At 69.9% G+C, this 14,969-nt stretch carries 11 protein-coding genes and 1 pseudogene; 5 read left to right on the forward strand and 7 right to left on the reverse strand.

The features are described from left to right. Position 1: 1 nt before the first annotated feature. From ACIP5M_RS33850 to ACIP5M_RS33865, 4 genes are read right to left on the reverse strand one after another with little or no spacing between them, the layout of a single operon-like run. The gene (locus tag ACIP5M_RS33850; RefSeq protein WP_401204278.1) at positions 2 to 1,855 is read right to left on the reverse strand and encodes a hypothetical protein; all 1,854 of its coding nucleotides are present in this window, start codon (positions 1,853 to 1,855) and stop codon (positions 2 to 4) included. Next, a complete protein-coding gene (locus tag ACIP5M_RS33855; protein ID WP_401204281.1) occupies positions 1,845 to 2,630 on the reverse strand; it encodes a hypothetical protein in 786 nt (261 codons plus the stop codon). The genes ACIP5M_RS33850 and ACIP5M_RS33855 overlap by 11 nt, the downstream gene beginning before the upstream one ends. Beyond that, positions 2,627 to 2,968: a hypothetical protein gene (locus tag ACIP5M_RS33860; RefSeq protein ID WP_401204284.1), complete on the reverse strand. Its 342-nt coding sequence runs from the start codon at positions 2,966 to 2,968 to the stop codon at positions 2,627 to 2,629. Before ACIP5M_RS33860 ends, ACIP5M_RS33855 begins: the two co-directional genes overlap by 4 nt. A gap of 16 nt (positions 2,969 to 2,984) precedes the next feature. Next, positions 2,985 to 3,812 carry a hypothetical protein gene (locus ACIP5M_RS33865; RefSeq protein ID WP_401204287.1) on the reverse strand — a complete coding sequence of 276 codons (828 nt, stop codon included), beginning with the start codon at positions 3,810 to 3,812 and terminating at the stop codon, positions 2,985 to 2,987. Positions 3,813 to 4,211: 399 nt separating this feature from the next. Here ACIP5M_RS33865 and ACIP5M_RS33870 point away from each other — a divergent pair, with 399 nt between their 5' ends. Beyond that, positions 4,212 to 5,252 (forward strand): NlpC/P60 family protein, encoded by a 1,041-nt coding sequence (locus ACIP5M_RS33870; protein WP_401204290.1) that lies wholly within the window; start codon positions 4,212 to 4,214, stop codon positions 5,250 to 5,252. A gap of 38 nt (positions 5,253 to 5,290) precedes the next feature. Beyond that, the gene (locus ACIP5M_RS33875; protein ID WP_401204293.1) at positions 5,291 to 5,860 is read left to right on the forward strand and encodes a hypothetical protein; all 570 of its coding nucleotides are present in this window, start codon (positions 5,291 to 5,293) and stop codon (positions 5,858 to 5,860) included. Positions 5,861 to 7,017: 1,157 nt separating this feature from the next. Here the strand turns inward: ACIP5M_RS33875 and mobF are convergent. Then, a complete protein-coding gene (gene mobF, locus ACIP5M_RS33880; protein WP_401204296.1) occupies positions 7,018 to 10,929 on the reverse strand; it encodes a MobF family relaxase in 3,912 nt (1,303 codons plus the stop codon). A gap of 247 nt (positions 10,930 to 11,176) precedes the next feature. Between mobF and ACIP5M_RS33885 the strand changes: the two are divergent. Beyond that, a pseudogene (locus tag ACIP5M_RS33885) lies at positions 11,177 to 11,362 on the forward strand (helix-turn-helix domain-containing protein); the annotation flags it as partial. Positions 11,363 to 11,387: 25 nt separating this feature from the next. After that, entirely contained in the window at positions 11,388 to 11,834 is a 447-nt protein-coding gene (locus ACIP5M_RS33890; protein WP_401204298.1) for a hypothetical protein, read from the forward strand. Positions 11,835 to 11,867: 33 nt separating this feature from the next. Here the strand turns inward: ACIP5M_RS33890 and ACIP5M_RS33895 are convergent, their stop codons facing one another. Beyond that, positions 11,868 to 12,569 (reverse strand): hypothetical protein, encoded by a 702-nt coding sequence (locus ACIP5M_RS33895; RefSeq protein ID WP_401204300.1) that lies wholly within the window; start codon positions 12,567 to 12,569, stop codon positions 11,868 to 11,870. A 348-nt stretch (positions 12,570 to 12,917) separates the two neighbouring features. Here ACIP5M_RS33895 and ACIP5M_RS33900 point away from each other — a divergent pair, with 348 nt between their 5' ends. Further along, a complete protein-coding gene (locus tag ACIP5M_RS33900) occupies positions 12,918 to 13,241 on the forward strand; it encodes a hypothetical protein (protein WP_401204303.1) in 324 nt (107 codons plus the stop codon). Positions 13,242 to 13,456: 215 nt separating this feature from the next. Here ACIP5M_RS33900 and ACIP5M_RS33905 read toward each other — a convergent pair whose 3' ends face one another. Beyond that, a complete protein-coding gene (locus tag ACIP5M_RS33905) occupies positions 13,457 to 14,254 on the reverse strand; it encodes a hypothetical protein (protein ID WP_401204306.1) in 798 nt (265 codons plus the stop codon). Between the last annotated feature and the right edge of the window lie 715 nt (positions 14,255 to 14,969).

Raw genomic sequence — 14,969 nt, forward strand, 5'->3', positions numbered from 1 at the left:
CTCATGCCTCGTTTCGTGGGGCCGGGGCGAGCCGCGGGTCGGGGGTCGGCGCCTCGGCCGGCGCCCCCACCGGCGCGGGTGCGGAGGACGGCTGTCGGCGGGGCGGGATGACCACATGGCGGCCGCCTCCTCCGCCCTGGTCGAGACCGGCGTTGGCTGCGGTGCTGCCCAGCCCGGACTCCAGGGAGTCCTTGCCGAGCGCCGCTACCTGAAGTCCGAAAGCGGCCATGGTCAGCGCCCGGCCGCCGAAGCGGCCCGCAGACTTCGCTGTGCCGCCGCCGCCACCGGCCGCAGCCGCGGAGGACGGGGCCGCGGATGGTGTGGTGTTCTCCGACTCCAGGGCTTTGGTGTAGCCGGGGCCACCGCCGACCGAGCCGGCGCCGCTGGGCTCGGGCCGGTAGCCGCCGGTCATGGAGGAGGCGGAGGAGCCCGCGGAGCTGAGCCATCCCGAGGCCATGGCGGCGCCCGAGCCGTTGGTCGTGAACGTCATGAACTTGGCCAGGGCCGGCCAGCACAGCGCGGCCGCGAGGAACATGACGAAGCCGACGAGCATGTTCTGCATGCCCTGCCCTTCCGTCATGGCGAAGACGCCGATGGAGAAGCAGGCCACGATCGCGGGCTTCATCAGGACCAGGGAGATGAAGGCGTTGCGGGCCTTTGGCCACCACTCGGAGGTGGCGTCGGAGAGCTGCCCGGCCAGGGTGATCGGCATCGTCGCGAGGATGAGCATGATGCCGACCTGGCGCATCAGGATCTCCACCCACAGGGCCGCGATGACCAGGATGCAGACGATGCCGACGACGATGACGACCCCGACCGCGGAGGCGGCCAGACCCTCACCGGCGATGATCGCACCGCCGGCGGTTGCGGCCCCGCCGCCACCGGTGATCAGGCCGCCGAAGAGGGTGCCGAGCCTCTCCTGCATGGCCTGCGTCGCCGCGACGCTGCCTTGGCCGCCTCCCTTGAAGGTCTGGTTGATGATCCACGTCGACACCTCGTCGGACCAGGTGAGCGCGCTCTGGGCACAACCCCAGTAGACGGAGGAGATGACGGCCCACTTCGCAAGGCCGGTCAGCGCGGTTGCCGCCGGCCCGCCGTTGTGGCTTACGGCCACCTTCCCGAACTGGATCAGCAGCAGGAACACGGCCAGGACCGCGGACAGGGAGGTCATCATCAGCGTGAACTTGTTGATGCCGACGTCGTCCAGGTTGATGGAAGAGTTCTGGTTGAAGAGCGTCGCGAACTCCTTCAGCAGCCAGACGACACCGTTCCCGATGTAGACGGCGGCTTCCTTCAACGCGTTGGAGGCGAACTCGGAGAACTTCTTTCCGATCCATTCCAACGGCCCCGTTGAGGGCACGCCGTACTCCTCCTCGCCCTCCTTCTGGCACACGCTGAAGGGCCGTTCCTTCTGCACCACGCAGTCGGTGATGAACTTGTTGAGCGGTTCGTAGTTCTTCCACTGTTTGTCGGGGAAGTCCTTGCGCCACCGTTCCAGGCGCCGGATTTCGGCTTCCTTCTGCTCTTCCGGGTTGCACTCCGCCGCCCCGTTGCCGTCCGCACCCTCGCAGGGCGTGGTGCGGCCGGGGAACGGCGGATCGTCCGGTCCGGGCAGGTGGCAGATCTTGTAGTTGCCGATCTGGTCTACCAGGCAGTACTTGCCGTTCGAGTCCAGACCGACGATGTCCTGTTCCCACTCCTTCGGGATGGGGTCGGGCGGGCCGACGGAGGCGTGGAATCTGGGCTCGTCGGCGGCAATGGCGATCGACATGGTGGCGCCCGCGCTGAGGAAGGCGAGCAGGGCACAGAGCATGACGAGGGCACGTGTGACCCTCTTGAAGCGGTCAGCCGGCATGGAGCACCTGAGCCCAGCCGTCTGTCCACGCGAAGCGACTGGTCGGCTCATAGGCGACCGGGAAGTCTCCGAGGGCGTCGTACTGATCGGTGAACCGCCAGGCCCCGTCCTCCCACTTCACGACGAAAGCGATGGTGGCCCCGCGCAGCGGATCGTGGTCCGGGCCCCCTTTCGGGCCGGTGGCAAACCGGTCGTAGGACAGCCAGACCTGCATGACCTCGCCGACGGGCAGGCCGGGAACCTTGAGGGACTTGGCCCGTGCGGCGGTAACGGCGGTGGTGAAGGAGACGTCGGCAGGGATCCCGCCCGAGGGGGGCAGGCCGAGGGCCTCGCGCATCTTCCGGATCTCGGAGACGTTCTTGTCGACGTAGCCGGGCGCACCCTTGGATGCCACCGCGGTGAGCTGCTGAGCGGCCTTCTCGTCGTCGAGCCAGGCGTACTCCTCCCAGAAGTACACCGCGGCGCTGATCCCACCGACCGGGGATGCCGGGAAGCCGGTGGCCACACCGTCCTTGTGCCCGGTGGGTGCGGACAGCGTGATCTTCTTTCCTTTCTCCGGTGTCATCGGACCACCGGAGGACGTACTGCCCACCGGCGCGGGACTGACGGATGCAGAGGCGCTGGCTTGCGCCTGCGGCATGCCCTTGGTGTCGTCGTGCATCAGCGTGGCCGCGGCGAATCCGCCGACGACCAGGAGCGCGGCTACCGCGACGACGATCGCGGCGAGAACCAGACGGGCCTTACGGGCGTTGAGCCCGTTCGTGGACACAGTCACTTGCTCGTCATGGTGAAGACGGCCAGGACCAGCGAGGAGGTGAGCCCGATGCCGCCCGCGCCGATCAGGCTCCACAGCACGCCCTGCTTGCCGCGGGCGGCCAGGGCCGCGCGCTCGGTGTTGTGGCCGACCGCAACCAGGGCCCAGCCCGCCAGACCGCCGAGAACCGAAAGGGCGAGGCCACCGCCGGCGGTCCAGGCCAGGATCGTCTTGACCGGGTCGTTGACATCCGTAGGCAGCGCGGGGTCAAAGTCGGGTACGGGCCCGACCGGGTCGGCCAGAAAGACCACGCCGGGGTCGGTGGCAAGGGTGTGCAGGCTCATCAGGAACTGGCTCATGTTCGGTGATTCCTCGTCAGACGGCAGGGACTGCAAGGGCGGGGAGGGGGGCGGGCTGCGGTGCGTCGGGCAGCGGGTCGCCGAAGGATGCGCGGGCGGCGGCGAGCACGGCGGTAACCAGCTCCCGCGCTGCCTGGCGGGTACGCGTACGGATCCGGGCCGGTTGGGCCTGGAGTCCGTGGGCTCGGATGTCCGCGTCATGGGGCAGGTGCACCACGGCGGCCGCGCGGGCGGAGAGCATGGTGGCCGCGGCCCGGGCCACGGCGGGCGGCCGGCCGTCGGCCGCGGCAGCCAGGACGACGACCGTTCGCTGCAGCGGAAGGCCTTCGGCATGCAGGACCATCACCGCCTGCTGGAGGGCCTGGATGCCGTCGGCGGTCGCCTGGGCGCACAGGACCGGTACGGCGAAGGGAAGTTCGCACCACGCGCGGGTCACGCTCGCGGTGTTCGAGCAGCGGGCCGAGAGGAGGTCATGCGCAATCGGGTGGGCGGTGTCCGCGACCAGGGCCTGCCACCCGCCGGCGGCTGCGAGCTGGTACCAGGCAGTGGCAGCGGTGGGCAGGGAAAGCGGTGCCGCACTCCATTCGCGGCCGTCGGTCAGCGCTGCCCACTCGCCCACGGGGGCTCGGCGCGCGGCTGCGGCGGCGCGGATCCGTGACCGGGTGAGGGGTTCATCGGGCAGGAGAGCGGCAAGCCCTGGGGCCTGCGTCGCGCCGGTCCAGTGAGGCCAGGGCGAGGCGAGGCGGGGTGACAGGTCGACAACAACCGTGTCGGCTGCTGAAGCCAACTCGTCGGCGATCAGGTGCGCGACGGTGGACCGCGCGCTCCCACCTGTCGCAGCCATGACCGGTACGACGATCCGTGAAGTCTCACCTAATCCCAGGATCGCCGCATTGCCCGTTTTACCCACTAATCCCCCCGCATGCGACACACCAAGCCGTCACTAATGTGAATTTCGCACGTTCATCGACTCGTGGTCGAAATGCATCGGCACTTTACACCGACCGTCCGACATTCATTGAGGGGTAATCACAAGTCCTGTCAGGAGCGGAAATGGCATAGTGTCACGATCTGCGACGCGAATCCACGCGGATTTGAAACCGGCCACCATGACTGAATTACATCTTCGTGGCCGCAAATCCGGGGACGGCCGAGGGGGGATTGGGTGGGGGCGAAGAGGTGGCTGGGGCTTGCCGTGGCCGGAGCGGTGGCAACTCCCCTGGCTCTGGGGTTAGGCGTCGTCATGCTCGTGGCCGCGGTCGCGGAGGACGAGGGCAAGAGCCACAACGTTGGTACATGGCCGACAGCCGGTTCGCTGAGGGTCGGCGGAGGCGACGGAGTTCCGGCCGAGTACGCGCCGCTGATCCTCGCGGCCGCCGCGGAGTGCAAGGAGGGCCTGCCGCCGTCCATCCTGGCCGCGCAGCTGTGGGCGGAATCCAACTTCGACCCGACTGCGATCTCCCGAGACGGGCAGGGCCATCCCATCGCGTACGGGATATCGCAGTTCATCCCCGAGACCTGGGCCAGTCAGGGGGTCGACGGTGACGGCGACGGCGACAAGGACGTCATGGACCCGAAGGACGCGATCCCCGCCCAGGGGCGCATGATGTGCGGTCTGCTGAAGACGGCCAAGGCACATCCCGAGTACAGCGGGTCCCCCATCGAGAAGGCCCTGGCCGGGTACAACGCGGGCTGGGGAAGGGTCGAGCAGTTCGGCGGCGTACCGCCCGCGAGCTTCGCCGAGGGGCAGACCTACAACTACGTCAAGGCGATCCTGGCCCAGTCGGTGAAGTACACCGCTTCGGCGGCCGGGGGCGGGCCGGTCGAACTGCCCGCCGGCTTCGAGCTTCCGCCGGAGACCCCGGCCCAGGTACGCACGGCGGTGGCCTGGGCGCTGGCCCAGAAGGGCGGCTGGTACCAGCTCGGCGGCGACTGCACCGACGCCCTGGGCACCAACCCCCAGCACTGGTGCGACTGCTCCTCCCTGATGCAGCAGGCGTACAAGGCGGCCGGGATCACGATCCCCCGCGTCACGTTCGACCAGATCAACCTGCCGCTCGCCGTGGACCTGGACAGCCCGAAGCCCGGAGACCTGGTCTTCAACGCGGGCTCGGACGGCTCGGCGGCCAGTCCGGGGCACGTCGGGATGTACATCGGCTCGGGCCTGTTGATCGAGTCCCCGAGGACGGGGGTCCGCACGCGGATCGTCCCGTACAGCAGCTGGCGCAACTCGACGAACTACATGACCCGGGCGACGGGGATCCGCCGGGTGGTGAGCTGGTGACGACCGGAGTAACGACGGACACGAGCACGGGAAGCGCGATGCACAGCGAACCTCTCTTCCGCCCCTGGGGCATCGTCGACCCGGCCTTCTGGACCGGCAGCGAGGAGGCCGCCGGCAGCCCTTCCCCCGACCTCACCGGGCAACTGGCCGACATCCGATCGACCGCTTCGAAGGACCTCGCTCGCGCGAACGTTCTGGCGGAGGACCTCGACGCCCGGATCACCGCCGCGCACGGTGAGGCACACGCCGAGACGGTCCGCGTCCGCGAGGTCCGCGCCTACCTGGCCCACCTGACCGGGCATCACGACACTGCGGTGGCCTGGTACCTCGACGTCGTCCGCCTGCACGCCGCCCTCCACGGCCCGGAACACCCGGAGACCGCCCTCGCGGTCCGGCGGGCGTACAGCATGTGGAAGGCCTTGCCGCCCCCGGAAGCGACCCGCTTGGCCGACGACCTTCTCGATGCCTTCACCGAGCTCGGGGACGCAGGCCAACAGGCGACCCTCCGCATGCGGAATCACCTCGAGCAGCTCCACCAGCCCCGTGCCGACGCCCTTGCCGGACCTACGCTCAGGCTGCGGACTCCTCCCCTCCGGGGCGGCGAGTAGCGGCTGTCACCCGTACTGGTGCGAAGCAGCACCCGTTCGTCCCCATGTGCATGGGGAGCAGTCCTTCCTCGTCGCGTTGCCGTCGATGGTCTCGGGTTCATCCCCGCGTGCGCCGGGGAGCGACGATCTCGCCTACGTCGACTGCAGGCCAGGGAAGGGTTCATCCCCGCGTGCGCGTGGAGCAGGGCGGACGCCCCGGAGTCCGCAGCTCGGGGCCGGGTTCATCCCTGCGTGCGCGGGGAGCAGTTGCCGGTGGGGATCGCCGTGACCTGCTCGGCGGGTTCATCCCCGCGTGTGCGGGGCCAGAGCAGGTCGGGAAGGTCCGCGATCTTACAGATGGGTTCATCCCCACGTGCGCAGGGAGCAGGATCGCAACCTTCTCCAGGGAGCTCATCCCGAGGGCTCATCCCCGCGTGCGCCGCGGGGAGCAGGTGCCGAGGCGGCCGGTGAGTAGTCCGGCGATGGGTTCATCCCCGCGTGCGCGGGGAGCAGACCGCGTCGGGCGGTGCCGGCGGCTCGATGCCGGGTTCATCCCCGCGTGCGCGGGGAGCAGACGATGAAGGCCTGGTCGATCTCGACGCTGATGGGTTCATCCCCGTTTGTGCCCGGGGAGCAGACGCCGGGTTGAACCATGATCCAGACGCCGGGGGGTTCATCCCCGCGTGCGCGGGGGGGGGCAGCTCCACCGAACGGAGACCCACCCGATGCCCTGGGGTTCATCCCCGCGTGCGCGGGGAGCAGACGCGCGGGTACCGCTCGAGGAGCTCGGCATCGGGTTCATCCCCGCGTGCGCGGGGAGCAGGCTTACTGACCTGCCACTTTAGGTGACCCAGTGGACGCTCTGAAGCAGTTTCGCCTAACCAGACATTTACGACGTTGATGTCCAGCATGTCGAGAGGCGTCCTCCCGTGTACCCGCTTGCTGTCGAGTCGGTCGGCCGCGAGCCCCGGTCGACCGTTCGCAGAGTGCGCTGAAAGATGCCCATGTTCGCCCGGCCTGAACATCAGCCACAGAAGGTGCGCCCAGTCGATAGCTGCACGCGGTATACGGCGTTCGGGCGCTACTCCGCACCACAGAAGAGCTCAGCCACTGTGCTGCTTGTCCCCAAAGGCGGGCGGGCACATACAACCGACACCGCGGATGCGCCGCTCGGGCCTCTACGGTCGCGGAGGTGGAGTGCCGCGGTCCACTGCTGCCCCGGGCAGCGTGGGCGCCTGGCTGTGCAGGGGGACGGACGGACGCCGGTTGGTGGGGTGAGGCGGTGTCTGTGCCTGATGCGTGCGTAGGGCAGCGGCGCGCTCGTCGGTTTCGCGGGCGTGGGCCACGGGGGCCACGCAGCGCATCTCCTCGCGGAGGACGGCCTCCTTCCCGAGTTCGGCCGCGGTCGCGCGGTGCCGCATGGCTACGGAGCGCTGGGCCGCTGCACTGCCCCGCAGCTGCTGGACGTCCTCGGCGATGCGGGTGTCCAGGCGGTCGGCCAGGACGGGGACGCGCTGCCGCATCGCCTCCAGGACCGCCGTCATCGCTGGGACCCCGTCGGGCGGGCCGGCGGCCTCGCCCGGGGCGAGCAGGGACAGGTGCGGGTAGGCGGTGAGCGCCTGCCAGGCAGCGCGCAGCGCCTGAGTGGAGGCCCGCGTGGCTCGCTGCGCCTCGTCGGTCGCGGCCGTGAGCTGCTCCCGGTACTGGGCGGTGAGCGCCAGCGTTTCCCTCCGGCTCGTGCCGGCCAGGCGGAGAGCGACCCGGCTCTTCTGCGCGGACTGCTCGATCCGTTCCAGGATCCGGCGCATCGACTCGACGTGCCGCTCGGCGGCCGCCTGGCGTGCCGCTTCCTCCCGGGCGCGGTGCGTCCAGGTGCCGGCGCGGGACAGGACCTCGTACGCTTCGGCGGCCAGTGCCCCGCCCGGGGTCATGGTGGCGTCGAGCCTGTTCTGCTGTTCCGCGGCCCGCCGCTCGTACCCGGCGGCCAGGTCCTCGGCGCGCTGCGCGGCGGCGGTCTCGTCGGCCGCCCGGGCGGTCAGGTGCTGCGCGGGCAGGTGTCCGTACGGGCGCTCCTGCCACGGGGTGTAGGCGGGCTCTTGCCGGGCGAGGATCCGGGGGGCCGGGACGCGGGTGAGTTCGTCGGTGACCATGACGTCCTCGGCGTCGGCCTCGAGCCGGCGGCCGTACGCGGCGACGGCCCGGTCCAGGCGGTCGGCATCGGTGCGGACCGGTCCGCGGGCGGCCCGGGTGGGGTGGTCCTCCAACTCGTCGAGCGGCAGGAAGAGGTGGCTCTCCCGGCGGGCCCGGGACAGGGCCGGGTAGAGGCTGTGGGAGTCGGCGTGCAGTCCGTAGGCGAGGGCGACTTCGGCGGTCAGACCCTGTGCGGAGCCGATCGTCATCGCGTAGGCGTGGGTGAGGCGGCCCTCGGCGATGTCGCGCGCGGACATCCAGGCCTCGTACATCGCGAACCCGCCCGTCGGCCGGGGGCGGCGCCACTGGACGAGCACCCCCCGCTGCGCGCTCACCTCCAGAACGACACCGCGGAAGCCGTTGAGGACGTCGACGGCGGACACGTCCCGGCGCGAGCGGTAGTCGTTGCGGCGGACGTGGACCAGGTCCCCGGCCGCGAACGCGACCCGGCCGCCGCCCGCGACCGCGTACGTACGGCCCTGCTCCAGCTCGCCGGAGGCGACGAGCGCGGCGCGGGCGCCGGCGTTGAGGACGGCGACGTCGGCGCGGCGGGCGGCGAGCAGCAGGAGTTCGGCGACCTGGCCGTGGGGGTCGCCGGTCCAGCGGGTCCGGGCTTCGTTCCAGGCGCCGAGCATGGAGGTCAGGGTCTCGGTGGCGGTGTCCTCGGCGTGGACGCGGCCGTGGGCGGCGAAGGCGGCGAGCGCGCTGGTGCGCGCCCCGGCCCGCCAGTCCCGCAGGGCGACCCGCTCCACGACGTCGCGCTGGCGGCGGTTCTCGGTGAGCTCCAGTCCGTCGACGAGGCGGTGGATACGGGCGAACCCGCCGCCGATGCCGACCGCGCGGAGCTGGAGCGGGTCGCCGACCGCGACGACCTTGGTGCCGGTGTCGGCCGCGTGCCGCAGCAGCGCGGCCAGTGCCCGGTCGTCGACCATGGCGGCCTCGTCGATGACCAGGACCCCGACCCCGGCCAGCCCACGGCCACCGCTGATCTCACGGGTCCAGGCGGCAACGGTCCGCGACTCGATGCCCGCTTCGGAGGCCAGGTTCGCGGCAGCGACGGCCGCGGTGGAGGCGCCGACCACGCGCAACCCGGCGGCCTCCCAGCCGGTACGGGCGGCCCGCATCAGGGTGGTCTTGCCCGCGCCGGCGACGCCGATGACCGCGTCGACCGCGTGCCCGGCGGTCAGCAGCCGCATGACGACGGCGCGCTGTTCGGTGCTGAAGAGGAAGGGGCGGTCCTCGGTGGAGCCCGCGACCTCGACGGCGGCGAGCGTCATCTCCGCGGCCTCGGCGGTCAGCTGGGCCAGCTGCTGGGCGAGGCCGGCCGAGGCGCACTCGATCACGATCTGCTCGGCGGCCACGACCGTGGTGTGCGTGTAGCGCTGCCGGTGGGTGTGGTGGCCGCGGTTGGAGTCGGCGAGGCGGACCGCATGGCCGCCGACCGCAAGGACTTCGTCCGTCAGCGCGCTCAGCTGCTCCACTGACAGCAAGTACGGCAGCGTCTTCGCGACGGCCGCCATCACGTGCGTGTGCGAGACCGTCTTCCGGGACGCGGTCAGTCCGTGCTCGGCATCCCAGATCCGCGCCGCGATCTCGGCCGGGCCGGGCATCCGCGGGCCCCCGCCGGCGGACAGCGGCGGCGCCGAGCCGTCGGGTCCGGGCAGCGCGGCCGTGACCATCGCGTCGACTGCGGCCTCACCACCGAGCACCGCGGCCGCCCTCGTACGCCAGGCCTCCCTCGGCGCGCCCGGGCCGGCGTCCTCTTTGGCCTCCGCGCTCTTGCGGGCGGCCGCCTTCTGCTGCTCCCGCGACGCGCCCTCGCCGGCCAGCTCGATGACCTGCTGATGGCGTCGGGAGAACGCCTCCCGCAACCCTTCGTCGACCCCGGCCAGCTCCCACGCCCCGGTGGTCGCAGAACGCGCGAAGGTGGCCCCGTACTGCTCCGTGAGCCGGGCCCGGAGCCGTCCTTCGGCGATCTCGTTGACGAGGTGGGCGTAGCGGTGCAGGTCTTCGCCGCCACCCGCGATGGTGCGCCACTTGCCGTCCGCGCACTTCGCCATGTGCGCGATGTTGACGTGGACGTGCAGGTGCGGGTCGCCGGGCGAGGCGTCCACCGGGCGCGCGGAACGGTGCAACGTCGTCCAGCCGATCAGCCCGGACGTCTCCACCCGCTCGGCCTGCCGCCCGTCCCCGTGGTGACCGGCCATCCCGTACGCCGCCCACTGCTCCAGCGCGTGCACGGCCTCGGTGACGGACGCCAGCCAGTCCTCTTCGATCCGCCCGGCGATCTCTGCGCCAGCCAGCCCGTAGACAGCCGAGATGCTCTTCGGAAGATCGAGGGTGATGTCGACGCCACGCAGCCCGACGTCAACGCGATGCCGCATCCACCTCCGCGCCTCGCCCACCGAGTCCGCGCCGTACAGCTCGTCGAGGTCGAGCCCGGCGGCCGCGGCCAGGCGCTCGGCATCGGCCAGCGGCAGCAGGTGGGTCTCCCCGTCGCGCAGGATCCCGCGCGCGGCCCGGTCGAACCGCTTGGCCAGCACGGGCCGGCCCAGGTAGTCCGACACCGCCTTCCCGGCGGCGGCCGCCGCCTCGGAGACCGCGTCCACGAGCACGCGCGCAGTGACCTTCCCCCGCGGATCGAGCGCCCGCTTCCGGGCGACCAACTGCTCGCCGCTACGCCAGTCCCGACCGTCCATCAGCGCACGGGCGACATCGGGATCCACCCGCGCCCCGGCGACCAGATCCAGCTCGACGAGCCCGCCACCGATCCACAGCAGGGCGCTCTCCCCTGCCAGCCGGTACTCGACCTGAGCGTCCTCCGCCCGGTCGCAGCCGCAGTCCTCGCTCAGCCGGTATTCGACCTGCTCGGGGGCGTAGATGGGCGTCGCGTACCCCACCTGCCCACCCCCTCATCCGGCACCGGCCTCGCCCGCCCATGATCGCGTATCAAAGATACCTGGAGTGCTAACGACATTGGAAGTATGCGCCCTCCGTGTCGAATGAGGATCCATGCTCCAGGCGACGTGTCGGCCGACAGCCGGATGTCAGTGGCTGGCGACATGACGTGTCAGTGATCGGCGACACGAGGGATGTCCCTGGACACCGCCGCCGCCAACAGCAACCACGGCGGCCGGCCGGTCGCCCGCCATCAACGGAGACAAGCTCGCCGTCGCCCTCCGCCGCCGCGACGCGAACGAATCCGTCACGGCCATTGCCCCCCACCTCGGCGTCGGCCGCTCCACTCTTTACCGCGTGCTCGCCGCGTACGAGGACGATGGCGTCGCACAGACGATCAGTAGATGCCGTCAGCGCTTGGGTCTCATGCGGTGATAGACACATTGGTATGGCGACGTTCATGGCTCTGTTCGACGGTGCGGCAACCCCATGGAGGGCCGATCCCGCAGCGCTGACACCGGCGATCCAGGCCATCTGGGCCGAGGTTGAGGTCGATGCGTCGCGCCGCAGCGAGGCGTGCAGTTTCCGATGGACCGTCGAGACAGAAGAAGGCCCCGTCGAGGCGTACCTGCACGAGGATGCGTCGCGCCGCAGCGAGGCGTGCAGTTTCCGATGGACCGTCGAGACAGAAGAAGGCCCCGTCGAGGCGTACCTGCACGAGGATGGGACGTGCCTGTACCTGGACACCTCTCTGACAGACGCCGCACGCTTGGCCTGTCTCTTCCGCCGTTTCGTCCCCCGAGACGTCGAGCTGGTCCTCTGCGACCAGGGATACAACTTTGATATCCCGCTCAGGCACGACATCGACGACGCCGAGCTCATCGAGCAGATGAACGCCGTTGGCTAAAGGCTGTCCGTATGTCGCGCCACGGCCGTGCCGTCAGCGGGTCAGTGCGGTGGCGACCTGGGCCAGGCGAGCGGTCGGCCAGGCGAAGCGGTTGGCGGGGTTGCGGAGGGAATAGGGACCGTCGTTGATCAGGTGGCCGCCCTCGGCTGTGGACCAGTGCGTGGGGCCGCACTGCCCCTGGTGGTCGAGGAGCGTTGCAGCGAGCCGCTCGGGCGCCTCGATGCGGGTGCGGGCGCGCAACGCCGCGATTACGCGCTCAACGGCGTTATCCGGTACGGCGTCGTCGCCGAACGCCGGGAGCAGGAGCAGTAGTCGGGAGTGGGGGTCGGTGGTGCTGCCGCCGGGCAGGCCGTTATCGGCTGCGGCGGTCAGCTCGGCCCAGGACAGGCCGGGGCCCATGAAGTGCCCGTCGTCTTGCGCCAAGGTCTCGGCCGCGTCCCAGTCAGGGTGGTGCACGAGATAGTCGATACCTGCTTCCCCCTCCAGGGCGCGATACACCACATACAGGTGGTGTTCACCGGCGAGCGGCACCGTGAACACGGGCCAGGTGTCGCCTCCCAGAAGCTGGGACAGCAAGGCTCCCGCTTCCTGATCCTGAGTGTCGCCTAGGTGCAGGTGGACCAGCCAGAACAGGTGCTCTTCGAGGAGCGCGGGCTGATGGCGGAAGGGGCCTCCGTCATAGCCCGGGATCCGTGCCGGAGGTGTCTGCGGGCTGTTCGTCACGAGGGTCATCATGTCCCCAGCCACCTCAAGAGCGCCTGTGGGGGTGCCTGAAGCTTGCGGGATGGCGCTTAGACGGTCCCTTTCGGCGGAGGGCCGAGCACTTCAGCTGCCTTGGCCAAGCAAGCCATCGCCACCGGCCGGGAACCGGCAGGGTGACCCACAACCTCGACTGCGGACTCCTCGACGCCACCCAGCGTGACCTCGGATGCGGCTGGGCAGGGCAGCACGTCCACCGCGTCACGTCCCGTGTGGTCAACGGCCTGCGGGCTCCGTCAGCCTGCCGGGTGCGGCGGTGCGGACGGCAGCCTGACCGGCCAAGACGACTTGCCCGCAGTGGCGAAGGCAACCAATCATTCGCCCATGAGACCCGAAGTACAGGCGTTCGTCGTCGATGGCCCGCTCCCAGACTGGGACGCAAGCGAAGAAGAGATTGACAGGCGCGCCGAGCAACTCGAAACGATTCCGAAGCCGGTCACGAGAGAGGAAGCCCGAGCGCTCGTCTCATGCTTCGGCCCGGACGACTGCTACGGCGTCGCCTGGACGCTCATGCACCTCATAGAGACCGGTCCGAATCCTGTCCTGGCCACTGATCCCGGACCGGACGCCAATGAATGGCACCAACGGCTCTTCCTTCGCGCCGTGAACGGAGGGCTCATTCCTGAACTTGACGACATGGCAACGTGAGGTGTCTCTGGGGCCTTTCAGCCCTTCGCTCCTCACCCGGGGCCATGGCCCGCTACCGCCAGCGCCTCGGCCGTTCCATCGCTGCCTCCAACATCGCGAACACTTCGATGAATACGCAGCCTTCCCGGCCTCGGCCATCCAGGTCCCTCAGGCGGCATGAGAGAGGTTGGCCCTTCAGCCGGCAGGGGTGAGGCAAGAGCCAATGCCACACGGTGCTACCGCAGGACGGGGCAGTTCGCAGCCTCGTACTCGTCCGCGATGGTGAAAACGCTGGCACAACTCGGACACTCGGCCTTGCCGAAAAGATGGGAGATTCCCTCGGCGAGGACATCTTCCCCATCGCGTACCGCGATCTCGTACATCCATCGGCCGACACCCGAAAGCTCCTTGGCAGGACTCGGCCGCAGGTCACGCCGGTCTGTGTCACCCAGGTCCCAGTCCCGGATCGCCGTGTAGCGGCCATAGCCGCCGATGGCGATGGTCACCTCCGCCGCGCAGTGGGGGCATGGCAGCTCGTAGAAGTCGTCATCGAAGTCCCCCAGGACGTTGGCCCAGTGGTACTGCTCCCGAACCGCGAGCAGCGCGCGGAAGGTAAGCAGGTAGTCGGACGGCCCTGACTGCAAGTGCCGGTCCAGGAGGGCGCCCAGCTCGAGGATCACTCCTGCGCTCCCGGCCAGCAGTTCGTCGCCGTCGTGGTGACTTGCCGCTCGTTCCATGATTGCTCCGGCCAGGTGTCGTGCCTTCGTGCTGCCCCCGGCGAGGCGCACCAGCCGGGGCAATGCCGCAAGGCTGGCCAGCGATAGCAGGTCGTGCTCAAGGATCAGCCGGTACCCCAGCTCGGTCCACGCTTCGGCGTCCTCCTCACGTTCCACCAGAGCCAGAAGGTCGGGTACACGGTCGACGTCCAAGCGGCAGTCGTACATCTGCGCCCAGTTCACCACCCAGGCATCGAACAGTCCCGCGAGCTGCGAGTCGACCCCGGCCCCAACGCTGCCCCCGAGGTACGTCGTCAACTTGGCGCCTGGCTTCGTGAGGTGTCCGTGGTGACCCCGTGGTCAGGCGACTTCAGGTGTCGCGCCAGGCGGAGCAGGCTCCTCCGTGGTGACACGCCGGATGTCGCCCACCCACGAATCCGGCGTCAGGGAGGACCATTCGACGTCGATCTCAATGCCGTGGAGTGTGCGGGTGTGGTCCGCAAGTTGCGTGAAGATCGCCCTCTGTACGTCTTCAGGGGCCGCGCTGGCAGGCATCGGGACCTTGCCACATCCGCCACCCGAGTCATCAGCGATGAACGTGTAGGGCCACGCATCGTGCCCAGTCAGCAGGATGATCTCCCTCGGTATGCCGAAGGAAGGTCGCTTCTTCTTCGTCTTGGGTCGTCTCACCACCGTGCCATCCAACCTGACAGACCGCGGCGTCAAGCGCCCGGCATACACACCGCAGTCCCTTCCATGCGCTGAGGACCGTCCGTCCCACTGACACAACCCTGCGCGCCACTGACATCCACTCTGCGCACGACACAGTCGTCGCGGAGGCAAGAGTGCTGCTGGATCGACGGGCATCGTCGGCTTACGAGGAAGCGGCCGTACTGGACAGTCGCCGCTCAGAACCGGCGTACTGCTGTTGCTGTGGGGGGGTGGGGGGGGTGGTTTGGGGGAGGAGTTACTGGAGCCGCCCCCCCAACCCACACACCCCCGGGGGGCCCGCGGGATGGGGGGGTAGGTCGGG

This window comes from Streptomyces sp. NPDC088762, from assembly GCF_044750905.1.
GTDB lineage: Bacteria > Actinomycetota > Actinomycetes > Streptomycetales > Streptomycetaceae > Streptomyces.

Bases quoted from the DNA above. Each gene is read 5' to 3' on its own strand.
- ACIP5M_RS33850 (WP_401204278.1), bottom strand. From the start codon at position 1,855: ATGCCGGCTGACCGCTTCAAGAGGGTCACACGTGCCCTCGTCATGCTC.
- ACIP5M_RS33860 (WP_401204284.1), bottom strand. From the start codon at position 2,968: ATGAGCCAGTTCCTGATGAGCCTGCACACCCTTGCCACCGACCCCGGC.
- ACIP5M_RS33865 (WP_401204287.1), bottom strand. From the start codon at position 3,812: ATGGCTGCGACAGGTGGGAGCGCGCGGTCCACCGTCGCGCACCTGATC.
- ACIP5M_RS33870 (WP_401204290.1), top strand. From the start codon at position 4,212: ATGCTCGTGGCCGCGGTCGCGGAGGACGAGGGCAAGAGCCACAACGTT.
- ACIP5M_RS33875 (WP_401204293.1), top strand. From the start codon at position 5,291: ATGCACAGCGAACCTCTCTTCCGCCCCTGGGGCATCGTCGACCCGGCC.
- ACIP5M_RS33890 (WP_401204298.1), top strand. From the start codon at position 11,388: ATGGCTCTGTTCGACGGTGCGGCAACCCCATGGAGGGCCGATCCCGCA.
- ACIP5M_RS33895 (WP_401204300.1), bottom strand. From the start codon at position 12,569: ATGATGACCCTCGTGACGAACAGCCCGCAGACACCTCCGGCACGGATC.
- ACIP5M_RS33900 (WP_401204303.1), top strand. From the start codon at position 12,918: ATGAGACCCGAAGTACAGGCGTTCGTCGTCGATGGCCCGCTCCCAGAC.